Consider the following 20994-nt stretch of genomic DNA (forward strand, 5'->3'; position numbering starts at 1 on the left):
CTACCCCCTGCCCCGCTTCAACGAACGCCCCAGGCGCCGCCACCCCAGCACCACGCCGCTGACACTGATCAGCAGGCCGCCAGCGCTGAACACGATCATCCACCCATCCCACAACGGCCGGTTGGCCAGCAGGGGCAGCCAGTCCCAGCTGTGCAGCAGGGCGAACAGCCAGCGCGAAGCGCGGCGCGGCTGGTCCAGTTGCCCGGTAATCGCCCCGGTGTGCAGGTCCAGGTGCAGCCAGGTCTGCGCCGGGTCGTCGAAGCGCACCCGCAGCACCGGCAGGCGCTGCTGCAGGTGGCCCATCATGCTGTGCGGCTCGCGGGCGTAGTAATAGAAGTCGTAGGCCGCCAGTTGCTGGACGATCATCGGCCGCTCGGGGCGGATGGCCCAGGCCGCCTGCCGCAAGGTGTCGGGGTTGAACTGGCGCAGCACCTGCCCATCGGCCATGGCCAGGATCCGCGTGCGCCCGGCGCCGTCGTAGCCGATCACATAACCTTGGCCACCGATCATCCGCCACTCCAGCTCCCGGGCCTGCAAGCCGTCCTCGGCCAAGCGTCGCAGGGCCTCATCAGCCCCGAGGGGAAAGGCCGCCGCATTCAGGGGGCCGCCCTGGTAGGCCGCCACCGACAGAGGCTGGGCACTGCTGAAGAGCTTCCACGGGTTCATCGACATCAGGCCGCTGAAGATCCAGGTGACCAGTAGCACGCCGAACAGCATCCCGCCCAGGTGATGCCAGCGGGCAACCCCCTGGTACGGTGAGTGCGAGCCGTTGCGATAGGTGCGCTTGAAGCGCCAGCGCAGCACGCCCACGGCCAGGCCAAGCACGGCCATCAGGGTCGCGGCCAGGGACAGGTAGGTAACGATCGGCCCCCAGGCGCCATCGATGCCGATGCCCCGCAGCGGGTACAGCCAGTGCAGCCAGGCGCCGATCCAGTTCCAGCCGCGCTCGGTGGCGGTGGCGTCGCGCACCACCTCGCCGGTGCTGCCAGAGACATACAACAGGCGGCGCTCGGCATCGGCGGTGGCCACCCGGTACAAGGGCCGGTCGGCGTCCAGGGCCCGGGATTGGCTCCACATGTCGCCCTGCACCGCGCCGCGATCGCGCACCGCCACGCCAGGGGCGAACTGCCGGGCCGCGGCCAGTGCCTCGACCCGGTCGGTGGGCAACGTGGGCAGGCCGCTATCGGCTTCGATCGCCACCTTGCGCGGCCCCGGGTATTCGAGGATGTAGCGCGCGGCGCCGGCCACCGTGGTCAAGCGGATGCTCGCCGGCGCCTGCTCGGGATCGGCAGCGTGCAGCACCTGCTCCAGGTCGACGGATGCGGTGTCCAGTTGCAGCACGGGCAGACGTGACAGGCGTTCGGCGGGAGTCAGCTTGGGGTAGCCGACATACAGCATCACCACCCCGGAGATGAACCACAGGGCCATGAACAGGCAGGCAACAATGCCCAGCCAACGGTGCCAGAGGTACAGATAACGTTTCATCGCAGGCATCTCACAGAACAGCCATCTCACAGAGACGCAGGGCGCGGCCAGGCACCCCGCTGGCTCAGGTTAAAAGCGCGTTTGCAGCGCCAGCTCGAAGGTCCGTGGCGCCCCCAGGTACAGCTGGGTTTGCCCCGTGGTGCGGGCGTAGACCTGATCGGTGAGGTTGCGCACCCGGCCGGTGATCCGCGTATCGGCATTCAACTGGTAGCCGACGAACGCGCCGAAGATCGTGTAGGCCGGCGCATAGCGGGTGTTGGCCGCGTTGGCGTACACCGACGACACGTAGCGCGCATCGCTGCCCACCTGCCAGGACGGGGCGATGTCGTAGGTCAGCCACAGGTTGGCCACCTTGTCCGGGGTGTTGGTGGGGCTGTTGCCCTTGCGCGACACCGAACGCCCGCCGACGTTTTCATAGAACTCGTCGTACTGCGCATCGACATAGGCCAGGTTGCCTTCGGCCAACAGCTTGGGCGTGACCCGCAACGAGGCCGCCAGCTCCACGCCACGGGACGATTGCTGGCCCACCGGCTGGCTGCTGCCGGGGTTGCTCGGGTCGGCGGTGGAGAGGTTCTTGCGTTCGATGCGGTAGGCGGCCAGGGTCGCCGAGCCACGGCCGTCGAGGAAATCCAGCTTACTGCCGATCTCCCACTGGTTGCCGGTGCTGAGGTCAAAGTCGCGCACCTGCCCATAGCTGGCGGTGGTCAGGATCCCGGCCGGCGGGTCGGCGGCGGTGCTGTATTGCACGTAGACGTTGGCCGCCGGGGTCAGCTCGTACACCAGCCCCAGGCGCCCGGTGGTGGGCCGGTATTTACGCTGGAAGAACGCCGGGTTGGCTTCGCTGACGGCGCGGTAGTTGGTCACTTGCAGGTCGATCTGGTCATGGCGCAGGCCGCTGAGCAGGGACAGGCGATCGGTCAGTTGCAAGCGGTTTTCCAGGAACAGCGCCCAGGTGTCCACCTGGTTGCGGCGGTTCTTTTCGAAACCGCGCCGCATGCCCGGCAGGTCCCAGAAACTGCCCGGGTCGAAGTCGCCCGGATCAACGCCGGGCAGCGAGCCCGACACCGAGCGCGGGTAGTTGCTCATCACGTTGTGGCTGTAGTCGAGGCCCGCCGACCACTGGCTATCGAGGCCAAACAGGCTGTTGTGATGCATCAGTTCGAAACGATTGCCGTTGAGTTCCTGGGCGTGACGTTGGAGCAAGATGCCGGAACGCACCACCTGGCTGTTGTCACCGTTGTAGGCGTAGGTTTCCAGGTTGCGGTATTCACGGTCGGCGTTGTAGTGGTACAGGGTGTTGCGCAGCGAAGTGCGCTCGTCGACCTGATAATCGATGATCGAGCGCAGCCACTGCACCCGCTGTTCATAGCGGCCGTCGCTGACGTTGTAGTTCTCGAAGCGCCGGCGCTTGTCCACCTCCATCTTGCCGCCCAGCGGGTTCAGCGCCGGGGTGCCCCAGTAAGGGCTGTCGACGCTTTCGTTCTGGTACTCGTAGGCCAGGGTGTGGGACAGCTGGTCGTTGAAATCCGTCAACAGGGAGAAGGCCGTGGTCCAGGCATCGCGCTGCTCGCGGTCAACGTAACCGTTGCTGGTGGTGTGGCTGACATCCAAGCGCGCGTAGTGCCGCGGCCCTGCCCCCTCGTTCAGCGCGTGGTTGAAACCGAAGGAGGTTTCAGTGCTGTCGTAGGAGCCGTAGCTGACCCGCCCCTCGTTGAACGACTCGGTGCGCGAAGGCAGCTTGGTGATGTAGTTGATCGAACCGCCCACGGCGCCGGCGCCATAGAGAAAGCTCGACGGCCCGCCCACGGCCTCGACCCGGTCGTAGATCCAGCTGTCCACCGGGCGCGCGGCGATGGAGTCGTATTGCACGCTGATGCCGTTGAACAACTGGGTGATCTGCGCTCCGGAGAAGCCGCGATAGGAGACGAAACCCGGCACCCCGGGCGACGCCGCGGCGTTCATCCCCGGCACGCCGGCGAGCATGTCCTGGGTGTTGGCGGCGCCGCGCTGCTCGATCTGCTGGCGGTTGACCACGTTGACCGAGGCCGGGGTTTCCCGCGGGGTCAGGCCCAGGCGCGAGCCGGTGGAGGCCTGGGTATCGAGTTGCAGGCCGGTTTTTTGCTCTTCATCGGCGCTGATGCGCATCTGTGGCAATTGCACCGGGGCATCGGCCAGGGCGTTGAAGGACAAGGCACAGCACAGCGCCGCGCAACGGGGGGAGCGATACAGGAATTTCATGGACTCGGACTCGAAAAAAATCATCGAACAGCGTCCGGCAGCAGTCGCCGGGGCGACCGTGCAGCTAATGCCGGAGGACGAGAAAGCGCGACCGTCTGATGCGGTCGCCAGGGCGAGTCAGCCCAGAGGAGGTGCCCGGGGATTGAGCGCAGGCCAGGAATAACGCGGCGGCGCCTTGCCGCGCTGCTCGCCTCCCTGCCGTGGCGGGCGTTGGCGGCGCAGCATCCAGCCCAGGCAAAACAGCAGCGCGATGCTCAGGCTCACGGCCGAGCACAATGGGCACATGAAGGTGCTCAGCCCACCGGCGGCGGCCTGATCGCTGAAGTCGGCGTTCAGCGCCGGGCCCGGGTTGCCCATGGCGGAACAGAACTGCCCGCCGACACCATTGAGTTCCAGCCCGGCCATCTGCCCATGGCCCAGGCCGCAGACGAACACGTTGAACAGCACGCAGAAATACAGCGTCCAGGCAATGTGGGGGCGATGGGGGGAGGCATGGGTCATGGCGGCAAGATTAACAGCGAAAAAAGCGGCGGAAAATCACCAATGCATGGAAAGCGAAACGCATGGGCCCGCCAGCGGTGAGGTTGTGGCGAGCTTTATAGCCAACTCCCGAAGAGTGGAGGATCGGACCAGAACTAAAGTGGCGGCGTCTGGTTTTTTACAGCGGGTTGAGGGGCAGGCAACCCCCTCACAGATAAAAGGAGCCGCCCCCCTTCGCTTGCACACGAACTAGGTGGCAGCCATACGCAGGTGTGCAAGACCGAGCCTGCAAGGACACCCGGCAGATCCGAAGATCTCCCGCACACGGCGGCCATAACGCAGCGGACATGAAAACGATCGATCAGTGCTGATCGCTTGCGCGCCTTTGCAGCGTTCGGACTTGCACATCCGAGCCATCGATTGGGCGATGGCTCCAGCACGCTAGTCCGCCCACCTGGCGCATTCAAGCGGCCGGCAGCTTCTCGGATGCCTTACAAAAGAAAGCGAATAAGCCGTGGGTAACGGCGCTCTGGCTGCCGCACCTGCCCGGCAGCCGGAGCGACGAGCCGGGCTAAGGCTCGTCGCGTGCGGGGGCAGGCGGGGATTTCAGCCCTGGTTCAGCGCCTTCACCGCCAGGATGCTGCCCGGCATCGAATACAGGGCGCGCTCGGTGGTGCTGCCGATCAAGCGGCCAAAGCCGGTGCGGTGCACGGTGCCCATGACCACCACGTCCACCAGGTACTCGTCGACGAACTGGGCGATGCCCGGCACCGGCGGGCCCATGATGAAGTGGCGAAATTCCTGGGGCACGTTGTATTGATCGCCCAGGCGTTCGAACTCCTTGTGCAGGGAGTCGCGCAACTCGTCCAGGCAGTTGACGCTCCAGGCGGTGGACGCCACCGGCGCCACGCCGTCGAGCATCGGCATCAGGTCGTAGGCATACAGCAGGTGCAACTGGGCATCGCATTGCAGGGCCAGGGCGTTGGCGGTCTGGATGATCAGACCGTTGAGGCCGCTGATCTGGGTGTCGGACTGGGCCGGGTCGACGGCAGCGACGATGCGCCGGGGCAGTTTGTGCGGGGCGTCGTTGACCAGGTGCACCGGCACCGGGGCATCGCGCAGCAGGTGGCAGTCCAGCGGGGTGACGAAGACCCGCTTGAGGGCCGATTCCAGGGTCACGTCCTTGATCAGCAGGTCAGGCTGGAACTCGTCGATGTAGGCCAGCATGTCCTTGAGCACCTGGGTGCTCCAGATCACCTGGGTGGTGACTTGCACGCCCTGCTCGCGCATCCATTCGGCCTCCACCTGCAACCAGCGTTCATGGCGTTGCAGGTAGGCCTGGCGTTCGCTGTCCTCCAGGTGCTCTTCCCACAGGTAGGTGCGCGCTGGCGGTTCGACGAACACCAGGGCATGCAGCGCTGCGCCACTGGCCTGGGCCAGGGCGGCGGCGCGACGAGCCGCGGGGGATTGGTGCTGCTGGGGGTCGGCAATCAGCAACAGGCGCTGGTACTGGCTCATGGTGAACCTCCTTGGACGGTAATGGCCAAAGTGTCGAGGCAGACGGGCCCGGGCGCCTTGATATGCATCAACGACACCCGGTGCGCGGGTCATGGCGTGATGGCGATCTTCATCACACCGTCGCGCTGGCTGGCGAACAGCTCATAGGCGGCTTCGATGTCATCGAGCTTGAAGCGGTGGGTGACCAGCGGCTTGAGGTCCACCTGGCCACTGGCAACCACCTCCATCAGCCGGCGCATGCGCTCCTTGCCGCCGGGGCACAGGGTGCTGAGGATGCTCAGGTCGCCGAGGCCGGCGGCGTAGGCATCCAGGGGGATGCGCAGGTCGCTGGAGTAGACCCCCAGGCTCGACAGCTTGCCGCCCGGGCGCAGCACCCGCAGCGCCGATTCGAAGGTGCCCTGGGTGCCCAGGGCCTCGATCGACACATCGACCCCGCGGCCGTCGGTGAGGTCCATGATCTGCTTGACCACGTCGCCCTGCTTGAAGTCCACCACGTGGGTGGCGCCCAGCCCGCGCGCCACGCTCATGCGCGCGGCCACGGTGTCGACGCCGATGATGGTGGTGGCGCCCTTGAGCCGCGCCCCGGCCACCGCGCACAGGCCAATGGGCCCCAGGGCGAACACCGCCACGCTGTCGCCGATATTGACCTCGGCACGCTCGGCACCGGAGAAACCGGTGGACATGATGTCCGGGCACATCAGCACTTCTTCATCGCTCAGGCCGTCGGGGATCGGGCACAGGTTGGCCAGGGCGTCCGGCACCCGCACGTATTCGGCCTGGCAGCCGTCGATGGTGTTGCCGAACTTCCAGCCGCCGGTGGCGCGAAAGCCATGGCGGGTGTCCGGGCCGTCCTGGGAGCCGCAGCCACACAGGCAGGCATAACTCTGGCCACTGGGGGTGATGGCCCCGGCGATCACCCGCTGGCCCTCATGGAAACCGCGGACCTGGGAACCCAGGCGCTCGATCACGCCCACCGGTTCGTGGCCGATGGTCAGGCCCTTGGCCACCGGGTATTCACCGCGCAGGATGTGCACGTCGGTGCCACAGATCGTGGTGGTGGTGATCCGCACCAGGGCATCCAGCGGACCGATTTCGGGGATGTCCTTGTCGTCCAGCACGATGCGGTTCTTTTCGACGAAAATCGCTGCTTTCATCTTGGCCATGTTCAAGTCCTCCAGTACCGGGAAAGGTTCTGCGTGGCTGCGCAAATCTGCTGACAGGCTGCGCGGATAATGCCGCCAGGGGCTTGATCATGATCAAGCAATGGGCCGTTGGCCCGCTCGCGGCCTGCCCTGCCCTGCCCTGACTCGCCCCGCCGTATCAGCCACGCCCGGCGGCGCGCCACCGCGCCAGCATCAAGGCCGCGGCGGCACACACCGCCAGGCTCGGCGCCAGGGCCTGGGCCCAGGCCACCAGCAGCAGGCCGGCGCCAATCAGCAGGTAGTAAAGTAGCCCGAACCAGGCCCCGGCGCTGCCCAGCCGGTCGCTGTAGGCCAGCAGCGCCGAGCCGAGGATGTTCGGTATCGCCAGGCCGAAGCCGAGCACCACGCCGAGCATCGGCAGCACCAGCCACAGGCTGTGCTGCAAGGCCTGGACCCCGCCCGCGCCCAGCAAAACGCTCAACGCCGCCAGCACCAGCAAGCGCCGCGCTTGCCAGCCCCGGGCCAGCAAGCGACGGTTGAGCCAGGCGCCCAGGCCTGAACCCAGGGCCAGCAGCGCGCCGCTGTAGCCGAACCACTGCTCGCCCTGCCCCAGCTCGCGGAACAGGAACGGCCCGAGGCTGTAGTAGCTGAGCAAGGCAATGTTGAACAGCGCCACCAGCAGCGCCGAGCGCCAGATGCCCGGGTCGCCGAGCATTTGCCACAGGGTCGCGACCAGGGGCGCCAGGGGCTGGGCCGGCGGGCGGGTTTCCGGCAAGGCCCGGGCGCACCAGCCAAGCAAGGCCAGGGCCAGCAGCAACAAGCCGGCCAGGGCGCCCCGGTAACCCCAGGCGTGCACCAGGGCGGAACCGCTGAACAGGCCAATCGCCGGGCTCGCCGCCAGCAGCATGCCCACCAGGGAAAACACCCGCACCAGCTCGCTGCCGCGATACCGGTCGCGCAGCAGGGTCTGGGTCACCACCGAGCCCGCCGCCGCGCCCAGGGCCGCCAGGGCCTGGCACAGCAACAGCGCGCTGAAACTCTGCACCTGCAGCTCCATGGCCAGGGCCAGGGCATACAGCGCCAGGCCCCCCAGCAAGGCCGGGCGCCGCCCCCAGCGATCGCTCAGGCGCCCCCACAGCAGCACACCCGGGGCAAACCCCAGGACGAACAGTGAAAGGCTCTGGGCCGCTTGCCCGGGGGTCACGCCAAAGGCCTGGCCGAGATCGGTCAGGGCCGGGCTGTAGAGGGTCTGGGCGATCTGCGGGAACATCAACAGGGCCAGGGCCAGGGGCAACAGGAAACGGTTATTCATCAGGCAGGGCTCGGCAAAAAAAAACTGCCGGCGATTCTAGGCAGCGACGCCTGGCGTATTATCGCAACCCTGCCAATAACTATCGGAAATACGCCAACCATGGCTTGGCTCGAACCACAGGCTCAGTTCGACCCGGATCGCTTCAGCGCGCCGCTGATCGGCATCGCCGCGACCCTCGGCGATCACGACTCCGGCCTGCACCGGCACCGCCGCGGGCAACTGCTGTACACCCGCCAGGGCTGCACCCGGATCACCCTGGCCGACCGCGTGTGCCTGCTGCCCCCGTCGCGGGCGGCGTGGATTCCCGCAGGGGTGACGCACCGTGCGCAAATGCAGCAGAGCGTGGACTATCGCTCGCTGTACTTCTGCGCCGAGCTGAGCCCGCAACTGCCCGGGGAGGTGGCGGTGATCGAAGTCAGCCCGCTGCTTCAGGCGGTGCTGGAACCCATGGCCCAGGCGGCCTTCGACTGCGACTGGAGCCAGGGCCGCTACCCGCACCTGCTGGGCCTGTGCATCGAGGAAATCCGCCTGGCCCTGCGCCAGCCGCTGTCGTTGCCCCTGCCCCGGGACAAGCGCCTGCAACCGCTGCTGGCGGACCTGCAACCACTGCCGCCGCCCTTGCAGGTGCTGGCCACCCGGGTCGGCGCCAGCAGCCGCACCATCGGCCGGATCTTCCAGCGCGAGACCGGCCTGAGCTACCAGCAATGGCGCCAGCAGTGGCGCCTGATGCGCGCCATCGAGCTGCTCGCCACCGGCCGCAGCATCGGCTACACCGCCTTCGAGCTGGGCTTTGCCAGCGACAGCATCTTCATCGCCTTCTTCAAGGCCATGACCGGCACCACGCCGCGGGCGTACTTCCGGTAGGGGGTAATGCTATTCACTTAAGCGGCAGAACGAACGGGAGGCCTGTTGTGGCGAGGGAGCTTGCTCCCGCTCGGCCGCATAGCGGTCGTAACACCTGCCGGCGCGGTTTATCAGGCTCATCGCGTAGGCGCGACTGGGGGCGCTGCGCACCCCAGCGGGAGCAAGCTCCCTCGCCACAGGGTAATGCTCTGCAAAGGGGCCTTTGCCCAGCCTCGCTGGCCGGGCCGAGGTTGGGTATCGCCGGCGCCTCAGGTGCGGCTGCGCAACCATTGCAGAAAGCCTTTCTTGGCCACCGGCTTGGGAGTCGCCTGGGCCAGGCTCTGCGCCATGTGTCGGCGAAAATCCAGGAGGTTCTTCATCGCCTCGTTGATGTCGTGGCGCGCGTCCAGGCAAGGCTTGAGGAACTCATTGTCGATGCGGTACAGGCTGCAGAAGGTCTTCGCCGAAAACTGCGCCACGGTGGCTTCCTCGGACACCACCCCGGCTTCGCCGATCACCTCTCCCGGCCCCATGCGCCCGGCCTCGAAGGGCTTGCCGTCGCGCAGCATGGTCACCGAGACCACGCCGGATTCGATGATGAACAGGTGATCGCTGACGGCTCCGGTGGCGAGGATGATCTCGCCCGCGCGGAAGGTCTGCAGGTGCATGTTCTGGCTGAAGGTGTCCTTCTCTTCCTGGCGCAGGGTGGAAAACAGGCTGGAGGCGTCCAGCAGCGCACGGGGTCGGGACAGCACCGGGCTCTGCACCGGCTCGACGCTGGACAGCAGGTTGATGCCACTGGCCTGCAGATGACGGAACGCCAGGTCGAACAGTTGGTTACGCACTTCGCGCTTTTGCCCCATGGTGGCGACGAAGCCGCTGATCTCGTATTCCGCACCGCCACTGCCGGAGCTTTTCAGGGCCACGCTGGGGGCCGGGGCGTTGAGCAGGAAACGGCAGCCGAGCATGGCCCGCTCCAGGGCCTCAATGACCTTTTGCGGGCGGGCATGGGGACTGACCTGGACACTGATGGACACCCCATAGATGTCGCTGGGGCGGCTGAAGTTGGTGATCTTGGCCTTGGATGCCAGGGAATTGGGGATCACCACCATGCTGCCCTGGGAGGTCTGCATCCGGGTCGCCCGCCAGTCGATGTCCACCACCCGGCCCTCGACGCCGTCGATGGCGATCCAATCATCAATCTGGTACGGCTTGGTGGTATTGAGCACCAACCCGGAAAACAGGTCGCTGAGGGTACTTTGCAGGGCCAGGCCGACGATGATCGCCAAGGCTCCGGAGGTGGCCAGCACGCCCTTGACCGGCAGGTCCAGCACGTAGGCCAGGGCGGCGATGATGGCGATCAGGAAGATCACCGCGCCCATCAGGTCCTGCAGCAGCCGCCCGGTGTGGCCGACCCGCTGCATCATCAGGGTGCCCAGCAGCACCGTCAGGGTCCGCGCGCCGAACAGCCACCAGCCGATCTGCAACCCGGTGGCCGCCAGGTGCAGCGGCACGTCCTCGGGCCAGGGCGCCGTGTGCATGGGGCTCAGGCCCTGGTTGAACAGCATCAGGCTGTACAGGCAAAAGATCAGCACCCGCACCGCCAGTTTCCAGCGATCGCCCTGGCGGCCGATCAGGTGCCAGAGGGCAAGGTCCAGCAGCAACAGCGCCAATGCGGCCAACAGCAAATGATCGGCGAAGGGGGCAAACATCGAGCAACTCCAGCAGGGCAATGGCGGCAAGATCGCACGAAAGGCGCTGGAGCAGGTATAGCTGGAAAAGACAAAATCCGGTGGCCGGGCCAAGCGGCAGAACGGCGGGCACCGGGCCCGCCGCCGCCAGGTTTTTATTGACCCTGGGTCAGGGTGTTGTAGCTGGTCATCAGGTTGCGGTAGTCGGGGATGTGGTTGGAGAACAGGGTCGCCAGGCCCTCGACGTCGTTGCGCCAGTCACGGTGCAGTTCGCAGGCCAGGCCGAACCAGGTCATCAGTTGCGCGCCGGCGTTGGACATGCGGTTCCAGGCCGAGTCGCGGGTCAGCGCATTGAAGGTGCCGGAAGCGTCGGTGACCACGAACACTTCAAAGCCTTCCTCCAGGGCCGAGAGCGCCGGGAACGCCACGCAGACCTCGGTCACCACCCCGGCAATGATCAGTTGCTTCTTGCCGGTGGCCTTGATCGCCTTGACGAAGTCCTCGTTGTCCCAGGCATTGATCTGGCCCGGGCGGGCAATGTACGGCGCATCGGGAAACAGCGCCTTGAGCTCCGGCACCAGCGGGCCGTTGGGGCCGGTCTCGAAACTGGTGGTGAGGATGGTCGGCAGCTTGAAGTACTTGGCCAGGTCGGCCAGGGCCAGCACGTTGTTCTTGAAACGATCGGGCTCGATATCGCGGACCAGCGACAGCAGGCCGGCCTGGTGGTCAACCAGCAGAACGGCGGCGTTATCCTTGTCCAGACGCTTGTATGCAGTGGTCATGTGAAGTCCTCGCTAATGATCGATGCCGGAAATCCCGGCGTGAATGAAACCCGTGGCACGCACCGCCGGGGAAACGGCGGGCGTCGGGGTGTAGCGCGCGACGAGCAAAGCCTAGTTGCCGATGCCCGCCGCGCCAGCGCAGTCGGTCAGTGACCGCTTGCGTCCATCCGGCCGAAGCGGCCCGATTGGAAGTCGACGAAGGCCTGGTGAATCTCCTCTTCGCTGTTCATCACGAACGGGCCGTGGCCGACGATGGGTTCGTCGATGGGCTCGCCGCTGAGCAGCAGCACCATCGCGTCGCTGCTGGCCTCCAGGCTAAGGTGCTGGCCATCAGGCCCCAGCAATGCCAGTTGGCCTTCACTCAGCCGTTCCTGACCGTTGACCTGCAGCGTGCCGCGCAACACCACCAAGGCGCTGTTGTGCCCTGCACGCACGGGCAGTTCCAGGTGCTTGCCAGCGTTCAGGCGGATGTCCCAGACATCGATCGGGGTGAAGGTCCGCGCCGGGCCGCGCTGGCCGTCGAACTCGCCGGCGATCAGGCGCAGGCTGCCGGCATTGCCCGGTAGCGGGATCTGCGCGATGTCCGCCGCGAGGATGCTCTGGTAACCGGGGGCCGCGAGCTTGTCCTTCGCCGGCAGGTTGACCCACAGCTGGACCATTTCCAGGTTGCCGCCACGCCGACCGAAGTCGGCGGAATGGAACTCCTCGTGGAGGATCCCCGAGGCGGCGGTCATCCATTGCACGTCGCCCGGGCCGATCTTGCCGCCGCTGCCGGTGGAGTCGCGGTGCTCCACCTCGCCGTCGTAGACGATGGTCACGGTTTCGAAACCACGATGGGGGTGCTGGCCGACCCCACGCCGGGCGCTGGTGGGGCTGAAGTGCGCGGGGCCGGCGTGATCCAGCAGCAGGAACGGACTGATGTGCTGGCCCAGGTTGTCATAGGAAAACAGCGTGCGGACCGGGAAGCCGTCACCGACCCAATGGGGCCGGGGAGCGGTGTAGATGCCAATGATGTTTTTCATGTCGCCCTCCAGAACTATCTGATGGACACACCTTAAAACTCACACCTTTGCCGCGCTAGACTGCAAAAATCACCCTTAGCGTTCTATCTGGAGAACGATCTTGGAAGATCTGAACACCCTCTACTACTTCACCCAGGTGGTGGAGCACCGCGGGTTCGCTGCTGCGGGGCGGGCCCTGGACATGCCCAAGTCCAAGCTCAGCCGACGGATTGCCCAGCTGGAGGAGCGCCTGGGCGTGCGCCTGATCCAGCGCACCAGCCGCCACTGTTCGCTGACCGAGATCGGCCAGGAGTACTACCAGCGCTGCCTGGCCATGCGGGTCGAAGCCGAGGGCGCGGCGGAAGTCATCGAGCGCAACCGCTCCGAACCCCAGGGCCTGGTGCGCGTGGCCTGCCCCACGGCCCTGCTCAACTCCTGGGTCGGGCCGATGCTCACCCGCTTCATGCTCAAGTACCCCCTGGTGGAGCTGTTCATCGAGAGCACCAACCGCCGGGTCGACCTGATCCACGAAGGCTTCGACATTGCCCTGCGGGTGCGCTTTCCACCGCTGGAAAACACCGACCTGGTGATGAAGGTGCTGGGCAACAGCACTCAGTGCCTGGTCGGGCATCCGGACTTTCTCCAGCGCCTGTCGAGCCCGGCGACACCGGCCGACCTCAGCGGTCTGCCGAGCCTGCACTGGGGCGCCGCGCAACGTGACTACCAATGGCAACTGCTGGGCCCGGACGGCGCCGAGGCGCTGATCCGCCATCGCCCGCGCCTGGTCACCGACGATCTGCTGGCGCTGCGCCACGCCGTGCTGGCCGGCATCGGCATCGCTCATTTGCCCAAGGTGGTGGTGCGCGAGGACCTGGACGCCGGGCGGCTGCTGGAACTGGTGCCCGGCTGGGCGCCACGCTGCGGGATCGTGCACGCGATCTTCCCGTCGCGCCGTGGCCTGCTGCCTTCGGTACGCAGCCTGATCGACTTTCTCGGGGAAGAATTCAGCCACAGCGACATGGCCTGAAGCCGGCTCCAGGCGCTGGCTTGCCAGCCGCCGCGCCGCGCGGCTGGCCGACAAGCCGCAGGGCCTGGCCCCGCTGTGGAACGGATACCCGAGTGGCTGTGCCTGAACGCAGAACGGCATCCTTGAAGGATGCCGTTCTGCTGGGGCGGCGGGGAGCGGTCAACGCCGGGATCAGCAGTTGCCGTGCAACTCCGGCAACCACTGCAAGCCTGGCCTTGGCGCGTTGAACCGCGGCGGGTCGACTTGCAGCATCAGGCGCTGGATGGCTGCGCTGTCCGGCAGTTCGGCGCGGCTGACCTGGATCTTGTGCCGCCGACCGCTGGGAATCACCGGAAAGTACTGGCTGTCGTAGATCAGGGCATGGTCGATCTGCCGGTTGTCCAGGCAGAAATCCAGCAGGTCGAAGCGGCTGTCAGTGGCCAGGTTGGCGTTGATGAGCAGCAGGTCGAACGACTCGCAGGAATACTCCACCAGCGTCAGCAGCTCCTCCAGCGTATGCACCGGAGCCACTCGGTAATAGTTCAGTTGATTGAGGGTTCTTTCGATCTGCATGCGATGAAAGTGCTGATCATCGGCAATCAATATGCGCAGCGCTCTGTTGGACATTTTTCTGATCCTGTTCACGAGTCTTCAGCCTGCGAGTGCCGGCCCTGCTTCTAGGTCGGTGGAAGGCTAAGGAAATGCACGAGGGTTTTCTTTAGGAACATCCTGAAAACCGCTGCCAAAGGTCAGCCCCGCCGTGGGTTCTGGCGCAATTCGGCCGATGCCGACGCTCAACCTCCAGCCCAACGGCGCAACGTTGCACTACCTTAATCGCCCGCCCAGTGAGCGGCTTCCTGAAAGATCTCTTTGTCCTGTAGGCAACGTCCTAGAAAAGCCACGCGCTATCTCAACACCGCCCATTCCAGCGCCCGATGGCCAGCCAAGCCTGGGTTCCAGGCACCGGTCATTCGGTGGTGCTCGGGCTCCAGAACGCCTGCTGCACCCAGGGTGAGGTGGACAGCCGGGCCACCAGCGCGTCCAGCTCGTCACCGTCCACCGACGTAGTCGCCAGGGTCGCCTCGATCTCCACGTCTTCACTGCCGAAGGCGTGCACATCGACGTCGCTGGCCGGGTAGTTGCTGCGCGCCAGCTCGGCTTCCAGCAGGGCGAACACCGCCTTCTGCTGGGTGCGATGGGCAATCACATAGACGATGTTGGTGACCTCGGCGGAGACCACGTCCAGGGGTTGGCGGTTGATGTTGTTGACGATGGGCCGCAACAGGGTGTTGGCGGCCAGCACGAACAGGGTGCCCAGCAAGGCCTCGAGGATCAGGTCGGCGCCAGCGCAAGCGCCCACCGCCGCCGAGGCCCAGAGGGTGGCGGCGGTGTTCAGGCCACGGACGTTGCCCTCCTCGCGCATGATCACCCCGGCCCCGAGAAAGCCGATGCCCGACACCACATAGGCCACCACCCGCACGGCGCCGTCGGCACCGCCCAGGCGGTTGGCCATGTCGACGAAAATCGCCGCGCCCACCGCCACCAGCACGTTGGTGCGCAGGCCCGCGGTGCGCTGCCGGTACTGGCGCTCGAAGCCGATCAGGCCACCGAGGATGAAGGCCGCGCTGAGGCTGACCAGGGTGTCGATCAGCGAGTCCGGGTTGATGTTGTGCAGGGCTTGCATGGCGAAGATCCTCTTGGCTACTGGCGGCAAGCTACAAGCCGCACGTTACAAGCAATACGCCGCACACTCGAAACTTGCCGCTTGAAGCTTGAAGCTTGCCGCTGCCCTGCTATTGCCAGCCGAAGCGACGCACGTAGAAGCCTTTCACCGCCTGGGTCAGGATCATGTACGCCAGCAGGATCAGCGGCAGGAACACGAAGTACAGCGACGGCAGCGCCTGCAGCTTGAAGTAGTGCGCCAGCGGGCCCATCGGCAGGAAGATGCCCACCGCCATGATGATCCCGGTCATCACCATCAGCGGCATGGCCGCGCGGCTCTGCAGGAACGGAATCTTCGGCGTGCGGATCATGTGCACGATCAGCGTCTGGGTCAGCAGCCCCACCACGAACCAGCCGGACTGGAACAGGGTCTGGTGGTCCGGGGTGTTGGCGTCGAACACGTACCACATCAGGGCAAAAGTGGTGATGTCGAAGATCGAGCTGATGGGCCCGAAGAACACCATGAAGCGCCCGACATCCGCTGGCTGCCAGCGCTGCGGTTTTTTCAGCATCTCCTCGTCGACGTTATCGAAGGGAATGGCGATCTGCGAAATGTCGTACAGCAGGTTCTGCACCAGCAGGTGCATGGGCAGCATCGGCAGGAACGGAATGAAGGCGCTGGCCACCAGCACCGAGAACACGTTGCCGAAGTTCGAACTGGCGGTCATCTTGATGTACTTGAGCATGTTGGCGAAGGTCCTGCGGCCTTCCAGCACGCCCTCCTCCAGCACCATCAGGCTCTTTTCCAGCAGGATGATGTCCGCCGCCTCCTTGGCGATGTCCACCGCGCTGTCCACCGAAATGCCGATGTCGGCGGTGCGCAGCGCCGGCGCATCGTTGATCCCGTCGCCCATGAAGCCCACCACATGGCCGTTGGCCTTGAGCAGGCGGACGATGCGCTCCTTGTGGCTCGGGGTCAGCTTGGCAAACACGTTGGTGGTTTCCACCGCCTTGGCCAGTTGCTCGTCGCTCATGCGCTCGATGTCGTTGCCCATCAGCAGGCCCTGCTGCTCCAGGCCCACCTCACGGCAGATCTTCGCCGTCACCAGTTCGTTGTCGCCGGTCAGCACTTTCACCGCCACGCCATGTTCGGCCAGGGCCTTGAGGGCCGGCGCGGTGCTTTCCTTGGGCGGGTCGAGGAACGCCACGTAGCCGATCAGGGTCAGCTCGCGCTCGTCCGCCAGGCTGTAGGTGTCGCGTCCTTCGAGCATCGGCCGGGCCGCTACCGCCACCACCCGCAGGCCCTCTTCGTTGAGGTCGGCGGTGACCTCGCGGATGCGCGCCAGCAGGCTCTCGGTCAGGGCTTCCTCGGCTTCGCCGTGACGCACGTTGCGGCACACCGCCAGCACTTCCTCCACCGCCCCCTTGCAGATCAGCAGGTGCGGGTGGCCCTGTTCAGCCACCACCACCGACATGCGCCGGCGGTTGAAGTCGAAGGGAATTTCATCGACTTTCTGAAACGCGGTGGCCACCTTCAGCTCGCGGTGCACTTCGACATGTTCCAGCACCGCGACATCCAGCAGGTTCTTCAGCCCGGTCTGGTAGTAGCTGTTGAGGTAGGCCATTTCCAGCACGTCGTCGGAGTCCTCGCCCCAGACGTCCACGTGCCGTGACAGGAAGATCTTGTCCTGGGTCAGGGTGCCGGTCTTGTCAGTGCACAGCACATCCATGGCGCCGAAGTTCTGGATCGCGTCCAGGCGCTTGACGATGACTTTCTTGCGCGACAGAAACACCGCGCCCTTGGCCAGGGTCGAGGTGACGATCATCGGCAGCATTTCCGGGGTCAGGCCGACGGCGATCGACAGCGCGAACAGCAGCGCCTCCATCCAGTCACCCTTGGTGAAGCCGTTGATGAACAGCACCAGCGGCGCCATGACGAACATGAAGCGGATCAGCAGCCAGCTGACCTTGTTGACCCCACTCTGGAACGAGGTCGGCGCCCGGTCGGTGGCACTGACGCGCTGGGCCAGGGCACCGAAATAGGTGCTGTTGCCGGTGGTCAGGATCACCGCCGTGGCCGAGCCCGAGACCACGTTGGTGCCCATGAACAGGATGTTGTCCAGGTCCAGGGGGTTGCTGGTATCGGCGTCCTGCTGACGCGGGAACTTCTCCACCGGCATGGATTCACCGGTCATCGCCGCCTGGCTGACGAACAGGTCCTTGGCGCTGAGCACCCGGCAATCGGCGGGGATCATGTCGCCGGCCGAAAGCACGATCAGGTCACCGGGCACCAGCTGCTTGATCGGCAGTTCGATGCGCTGGGCGCCCTTGGCCTCGGCGGCCGCCCCCAGCAAACGCCCGAGCATCGGCGCCGCCTGGGGCGCCGACCCGGGGCGCATCACCGTGGCGGTGTTGCTGACCATGGCCTTGAGGGCGTCGGCGGCCTTGTTCGACTTGGCCTCCTGCCAGAACCGCAGCAGGGTCGAAAGCACCACCATGGAGAAAATCACCGTGGCCGCCTTCATGTCCTCGGTCAGCCAGGAAATCACCGCCAGCAGGGTCAGCAGCAGGTTGAAGGGGTTCTTGTAGCAGTGCCACAGGTGGGTCCACCAGGGCAGCGCCTGCTCGTGCTCGACCTCGTTGAGGCCATAGCGCTCGCGCAGGGCCTCGGCTTCCTCGGTGCTCAGGCCATCGGTGTGGCTACCGAGCTGGTCCAGCAGTTGCGCGGCGTCGCTGTTGGCCGCGGCCACCAGGGTCTGCCCCAGGGTCGGCGGCACCTCGCGGTTGACGCTGGCGTCTCTGATGCTGTCCAGCAGCGCCAGGCGGCGAAAATGCCGGGAAAAGTGCCGGGTACGGAGAAATCCGGCGAAGAATTCTTTCAACAGGCTGAGCTTCATGATGATGACTCCTGCACGTTCCTCCGAGCCGCGGCCCAGGGACGTCAGTGATGCAAAGGAACAGTCGGGGGAAAAGCAACGGAACAGGGCTCACGCCCGAAGCAATCGCACCGTCAATGATGGGCGATGTTGCTGACGATGCTGGCGCTGGCTGATGTAACCCATGACTGCTCCCCCACAAGGACCGTGCAAGACACCCGCAGGCAGGTACGGCCGGGCACCGCGCAACGCTTTCGGGCGTTCGCTCACCGCTGGCCCGCAGGTCGCAGGACCCACGCGTCGATGCCACCGCGGCGCGGCGCACGGCCGGACCGGATGGAAAACAGAGTCATCAAGAAGGGACGTCGGGAGGCGGGCCACACACGGGCCGCGATCGGGATGCCGCATCTCGCTGTACGGCGAGACAACGGCAGAAAAAGGGCTGCGCGCTATCTTGCCGGGACTGCGCCGGTGGTCAAGACCGGCCGACTCCTGTCACTCGAACAAGTACCCACACTGGGCCTCCACTGATTGAAAACGCGCGCAGCTTACGCCGCGCCATTAACAGAGTAAACCGGGGAAAAACCCTGGCTCGGGGAATTGAAAAGTTCTTCAGCCAAGGTTCAGGAACAGGCAGAAAATGACGTTTTTGTGGCAGCGGCCGCCGCTGCCGCAACGCTGCGGCAGCGGCGCGCCATCAGCTGGCGGTAGCCAGCAGCAGGTCGCGTACCGAACGGCTGTGGCCGCGGGTCTTGCCATGTTCGTACAGCGAATCGGCGATCTCCTGGGCACGGATCGGCAACACCGACAGCAGGGTGTCGCTCAGGCCGTGGCTGGCCTGGCTGAAGCCCTGCATGTAGATGCCGGCCTTGCAGCGCTCGTCGGTGATCACGCGATAATGCCGGTCCACTTCAAAATCACCCAGGTACTCCTGGAGCGGCGCCAGCAATTGACGGTGCATCTGGCGTTCGTAGCCCGTGGCGAGCACTACCGCGTCATAGTGCTCGGTGGTGCAGGCACCGGTGGCGTTGTTGCGCAGCACCAACTCGATGCCTTGTTCGGTAGCGACGGCTTTTTCCACCAGGGTCAGGGTACGGAATGCGTGGCGAGCGATACCCGAAACCTTCTGGCGATAGAAGATCCCGTAGATGCGCTCGATCAGGTCGATGTCCACCACCGAGTAGTTGGTGTTGTGGTACTCGTTGACCAGGCGCTCACGCTCGCTGCTCGCCTGCTGGAACACCAGGTCGGTGAACTCCGGCGAGAACACTTCGTTGACAAAAGGACTGTCGTCGGCGGGCTTGAGTGCCGAGCCACGGATAATCAAGTCCACCTGCACCGAAGGGAAGCTGTCATTCAGGTCAATGAAGGCTTCTGCGGCACTCTGGCCCCCCCCAATGATCGCGACTTTCATCTTCTTGCCGGCCACACAAGGTTGTTCAGCCATGCGTTCCAGGTACTGGGAATGATGGAAGACCCGACGGTCGCCCTTGAGCGCCTTGAAGGTATCGGGAATCCGCGGTGTGCCGCCGGCGCTGACCACCACGGAGCGACTGCTGCGCACGAACTCTTCCCCCTGGGCATTGCGCGAAATGACCCGCAACGCCTCGACTTGCTGGTTGTGCAACAGCGGCTCGATGGCCAGGACCTCTTCGCCGTAGCGGCTCTGGTCCTTGAATTGAGCGGCTACCCAGCGCAGATAGTCGTTGAACTCCATTCGGCACGGGTAAAAGGTCCCGAGGTTGATGAAGTCGACCAGCCGCCCATGGAGCTTGAGGTAGTTGACGAACGAGTAGGGACTGGTGGGGTTGCGCAGGGTGACCAAGTCCTTGAGGAAGGAGATCTGCAATTCACTCTGGGCCACCAGAGTATTGCCGTGCCAGCGATAATCGGCCTGTTTGTCGAGAAACAGCACGTCCAGAGGACCCTGAGCCTGCCCACGCTCCTCTAGCGCAATGGCAAGCGCCAGGTTTGAGGGGCCAAAACCGATACCAATCAAATCGTGAACGATGGCCGATGCCATTGCCTGTGTCATTTCCAGTGTCCTCTGGAGAAGCCCCTCAAGGCGGGGAATTACGCCGGTGACCTGGCCGGCCCATACAGGCCAACAGGTCGTCTGTTGAGTAGGAACGAGGACGATGAAAAAAAATTTAACGGTCCGGAGATCTTGCCCGCAGACAAAGCCAAGCCGCTGGTACGCCAGATTCAGTGCCAGGCTCTGCCCGGTTGACGCGCACCGCTCGTCACTGAGCGTCCCACTGCCGCAGGCGCGCGCGGCAATGTTTCATCGCATTGACGATGTGTTTCTCCACCAGGCTGCGGGAAATCCCCAGTTGCTCGGCGATCTGCAGATGGGACAGGCCTTCGAGCTTGCGCAAGAGGAAGCTCTCGCGACACAGCCGCGGCAGCTCCGCCAAGGCCCGTTGCAGCATCTCCAGGCGCTGGCCGTGGTCCAGGCTGGTCTGCGGTGAAGGGTTGAAGTAGCGCTCTTCGTTGTCCAGCACCTCCAGGGGCTCGGACTGGCGCAGGGCATTGCGCCGATGGCCATCGATCACCAGGTTCAGCGCCGTGCGATAGAGAAACGCCCGCGGCTGCTCGATGGGCGTATCGCTGGAGCGTTCCAGGACCCGCACATAAGCGTCGTGCACCACATCCTCGGCCACCTGGCGATTGCCCAGCTTGGCGTTGAGGAAGCACATCAGCTCGCGATAGTAGTTTTCCAACAGGGCTCCCGACCGCCCAATGGGGCGATTCTGTCCTTGAGCAAGGCGGCACTGGCCGATTGCACCCGGTAATTCGTGGTGGCTGTTTAGCAGCAGCGTAATTTATAGTAATTCTCATATAGATTTAAAGTACCGCCGCGTCACGGTGGTTTATTTTCAGCATGGCGACAGCTGTAACTCCATGTGTCGGCAATTAAATTCACCCCGCGACAGCTCGTTTACCTGACAGCTCCCC

Annotated in this window: 16 protein-coding genes; 2 read left to right on the forward strand and 14 right to left on the reverse strand. The window is 65.1% G+C overall.

Annotation, left to right across the window (positions count from 1 at the left end; translation table 11 throughout):
* The 6 genes from LXM55_RS21330 to LXM55_RS21355 form a co-directional block, all read right to left on the reverse strand.
* Window positions 1-1485 carry a PepSY domain-containing protein gene (locus tag LXM55_RS21330; protein WP_233322197.1) on the reverse strand — a complete coding sequence of 495 codons (1485 nt, stop codon included), beginning with the start codon at window positions 1483-1485 and terminating at the stop codon, window positions 1-3.
* Between the two features lie 69 nt (window positions 1486-1554).
* Window positions 1555-3723 carry a TonB-dependent receptor gene (locus tag LXM55_RS21335; protein WP_233322198.1) on the reverse strand — a complete coding sequence of 723 codons (2169 nt, stop codon included), beginning with the start codon at window positions 3721-3723 and terminating at the stop codon, window positions 1555-1557.
* 117 nt (window positions 3724-3840) lie between these two features.
* The gene (locus LXM55_RS21340) at window positions 3841-4224 is read right to left on the reverse strand and encodes a DUF2946 family protein (protein WP_233322199.1); all 384 of its coding nucleotides are present in this window, start codon (window positions 4222-4224) and stop codon (window positions 3841-3843) included.
* 585 nt (window positions 4225-4809) lie between these two features.
* Complete coding sequence (locus LXM55_RS21345; RefSeq protein ID WP_233322200.1) at window positions 4810-5721, reverse strand: universal stress protein; 912 nt, start codon at window positions 5719-5721, stop codon at window positions 4810-4812.
* A gap of 89 nt (window positions 5722-5810) precedes the next feature.
* Entirely contained in the window at window positions 5811-6884 is a 1074-nt protein-coding gene (locus LXM55_RS21350) for an NAD(P)-dependent alcohol dehydrogenase (protein ID WP_233322201.1), read from the reverse strand.
* 157 nt (window positions 6885-7041) lie between these two features.
* Window positions 7042-8175 (reverse strand): MFS transporter, encoded by a 1134-nt coding sequence (locus LXM55_RS21355; protein WP_233322202.1) that lies wholly within the window; start codon window positions 8173-8175, stop codon window positions 7042-7044.
* Window positions 8176-8274: 99 nt separating this feature from the next.
* Between LXM55_RS21355 and LXM55_RS21360 the strand changes: the two genes are divergently transcribed.
* Window positions 8275-9039, forward strand: a complete 765-nt coding sequence (locus tag LXM55_RS21360) for an AraC family transcriptional regulator (protein WP_233322203.1) — start codon at window positions 8275-8277, stop codon at window positions 9037-9039.
* A gap of 248 nt (window positions 9040-9287) precedes the next feature.
* Here the strand turns inward: LXM55_RS21360 and LXM55_RS21365 are convergent, their stop codons facing one another.
* From LXM55_RS21365 to LXM55_RS21375, 3 genes are all read right to left on the reverse strand, one after another.
* Entirely contained in the window at window positions 9288-10730 is a 1443-nt protein-coding gene (locus tag LXM55_RS21365; protein WP_233322204.1) for a mechanosensitive ion channel family protein, read from the reverse strand.
* A 134-nt stretch (window positions 10731-10864) separates the two neighbouring features.
* The gene (gene ycaC / locus LXM55_RS21370; protein WP_233322205.1) at window positions 10865-11491 is read right to left on the reverse strand and encodes an isochorismate family cysteine hydrolase YcaC; all 627 of its coding nucleotides are present in this window, start codon (window positions 11489-11491) and stop codon (window positions 10865-10867) included.
* A 146-nt stretch (window positions 11492-11637) separates the two neighbouring features.
* A complete protein-coding gene (locus LXM55_RS21375) occupies window positions 11638-12513 on the reverse strand; it encodes a pirin family protein (protein WP_233322206.1) in 876 nt (291 codons plus the stop codon).
* 97 nt (window positions 12514-12610) lie between these two features.
* Here LXM55_RS21375 and LXM55_RS21380 point away from each other — a divergent pair, with 97 nt between their 5' ends.
* Window positions 12611-13519 (forward strand): LysR family transcriptional regulator, encoded by a 909-nt coding sequence (locus tag LXM55_RS21380; RefSeq protein WP_233322272.1) that lies wholly within the window; start codon window positions 12611-12613, stop codon window positions 13517-13519.
* 171 nt (window positions 13520-13690) lie between these two features.
* On the opposite strand, the gene LXM55_RS21385 is transcribed toward LXM55_RS21380, so the two are convergent.
* The 5 genes from LXM55_RS21385 to LXM55_RS21405 form a co-directional block, all read right to left on the reverse strand.
* Window positions 13691-14125 (reverse strand): response regulator, encoded by a 435-nt coding sequence (locus tag LXM55_RS21385; protein WP_233322207.1) that lies wholly within the window; start codon window positions 14123-14125, stop codon window positions 13691-13693.
* 340 nt (window positions 14126-14465) lie between these two features.
* Window positions 14466-15182, reverse strand: coding sequence for an MgtC/SapB family protein (locus tag LXM55_RS21390; protein WP_233322208.1), 717 nt, complete (start codon window positions 15180-15182; stop codon window positions 14466-14468).
* 109 nt (window positions 15183-15291) lie between these two features.
* Window positions 15292-18057 (reverse strand): magnesium-translocating P-type ATPase, encoded by a 2766-nt coding sequence (gene mgtA, locus LXM55_RS21395; RefSeq protein WP_233322209.1) that lies wholly within the window; start codon window positions 18055-18057, stop codon window positions 15292-15294.
* 676 nt (window positions 18058-18733) lie between these two features.
* Entirely contained in the window at window positions 18734-20071 is a 1338-nt protein-coding gene (locus tag LXM55_RS21400; protein WP_233322210.1) for a lysine N(6)-hydroxylase/L-ornithine N(5)-oxygenase family protein, read from the reverse strand.
* 208 nt (window positions 20072-20279) lie between these two features.
* Complete coding sequence (locus tag LXM55_RS21405; protein WP_325169908.1) at window positions 20280-20762, reverse strand: sigma-70 family RNA polymerase sigma factor; 483 nt, start codon at window positions 20760-20762, stop codon at window positions 20280-20282.
* Between the last annotated feature and the right edge of the window lie 232 nt (window positions 20763-20994).

The organism is Pseudomonas sp. Au-Pse12, assembly GCF_021341665.1.
Lineage (GTDB): Bacteria > Pseudomonadota > Gammaproteobacteria > Pseudomonadales > Pseudomonadaceae > Aquipseudomonas.

Excerpts from the sequence above, each read along its gene's own strand:
- ycaC (WP_233322205.1), bottom strand. The coding sequence starts at position 11,491 with ATGACCACTGCATACAAGCGTCTGGACAAGGATAACGCCGCCGTTCTG.
- LXM55_RS21355 (WP_233322202.1), bottom strand. The coding sequence starts at position 8,175 with ATGAATAACCGTTTCCTGTTGCCCCTGGCCCTGGCCCTGTTGATGTTC.
- LXM55_RS21340 (WP_233322199.1), bottom strand. The coding sequence starts at position 4,224 with ATGACCCATGCCTCCCCCCATCGCCCCCACATTGCCTGGACGCTGTAT.
- LXM55_RS21360 (WP_233322203.1), top strand. The coding sequence starts at position 8,275 with ATGGCTTGGCTCGAACCACAGGCTCAGTTCGACCCGGATCGCTTCAGC.
- LXM55_RS21390 (WP_233322208.1), bottom strand. The coding sequence starts at position 15,182 with ATGCAAGCCCTGCACAACATCAACCCGGACTCGCTGATCGACACCCTG.
- LXM55_RS21345 (WP_233322200.1), bottom strand. The coding sequence starts at position 5,721 with ATGAGCCAGTACCAGCGCCTGTTGCTGATTGCCGACCCCCAGCAGCAC.
- LXM55_RS21365 (WP_233322204.1), bottom strand. The coding sequence starts at position 10,730 with ATGTTTGCCCCCTTCGCCGATCATTTGCTGTTGGCCGCATTGGCGCTG.
- LXM55_RS21350 (WP_233322201.1), bottom strand. The coding sequence starts at position 6,884 with ATGGCCAAGATGAAAGCAGCGATTTTCGTCGAAAAGAACCGCATCGTG.
- LXM55_RS21385 (WP_233322207.1), bottom strand. The coding sequence starts at position 14,125 with ATGTCCAACAGAGCGCTGCGCATATTGATTGCCGATGATCAGCACTTT.
- LXM55_RS21330 (WP_233322197.1), bottom strand. The coding sequence starts at position 1,485 with ATGAAACGTTATCTGTACCTCTGGCACCGTTGGCTGGGCATTGTTGCC.
- LXM55_RS21400 (WP_233322210.1), bottom strand. The coding sequence starts at position 20,071 with ATGACACAGGCAATGGCATCGGCCATCGTTCACGATTTGATTGGTATC.
- LXM55_RS21335 (WP_233322198.1), bottom strand. The coding sequence starts at position 3,723 with ATGAAATTCCTGTATCGCTCCCCCCGTTGCGCGGCGCTGTGCTGTGCC.
- LXM55_RS21375 (WP_233322206.1), bottom strand. The coding sequence starts at position 12,513 with ATGAAAAACATCATTGGCATCTACACCGCTCCCCGGCCCCATTGGGTC.
- mgtA (WP_233322209.1), bottom strand. The coding sequence starts at position 18,057 with ATGAAGCTCAGCCTGTTGAAAGAATTCTTCGCCGGATTTCTCCGTACC.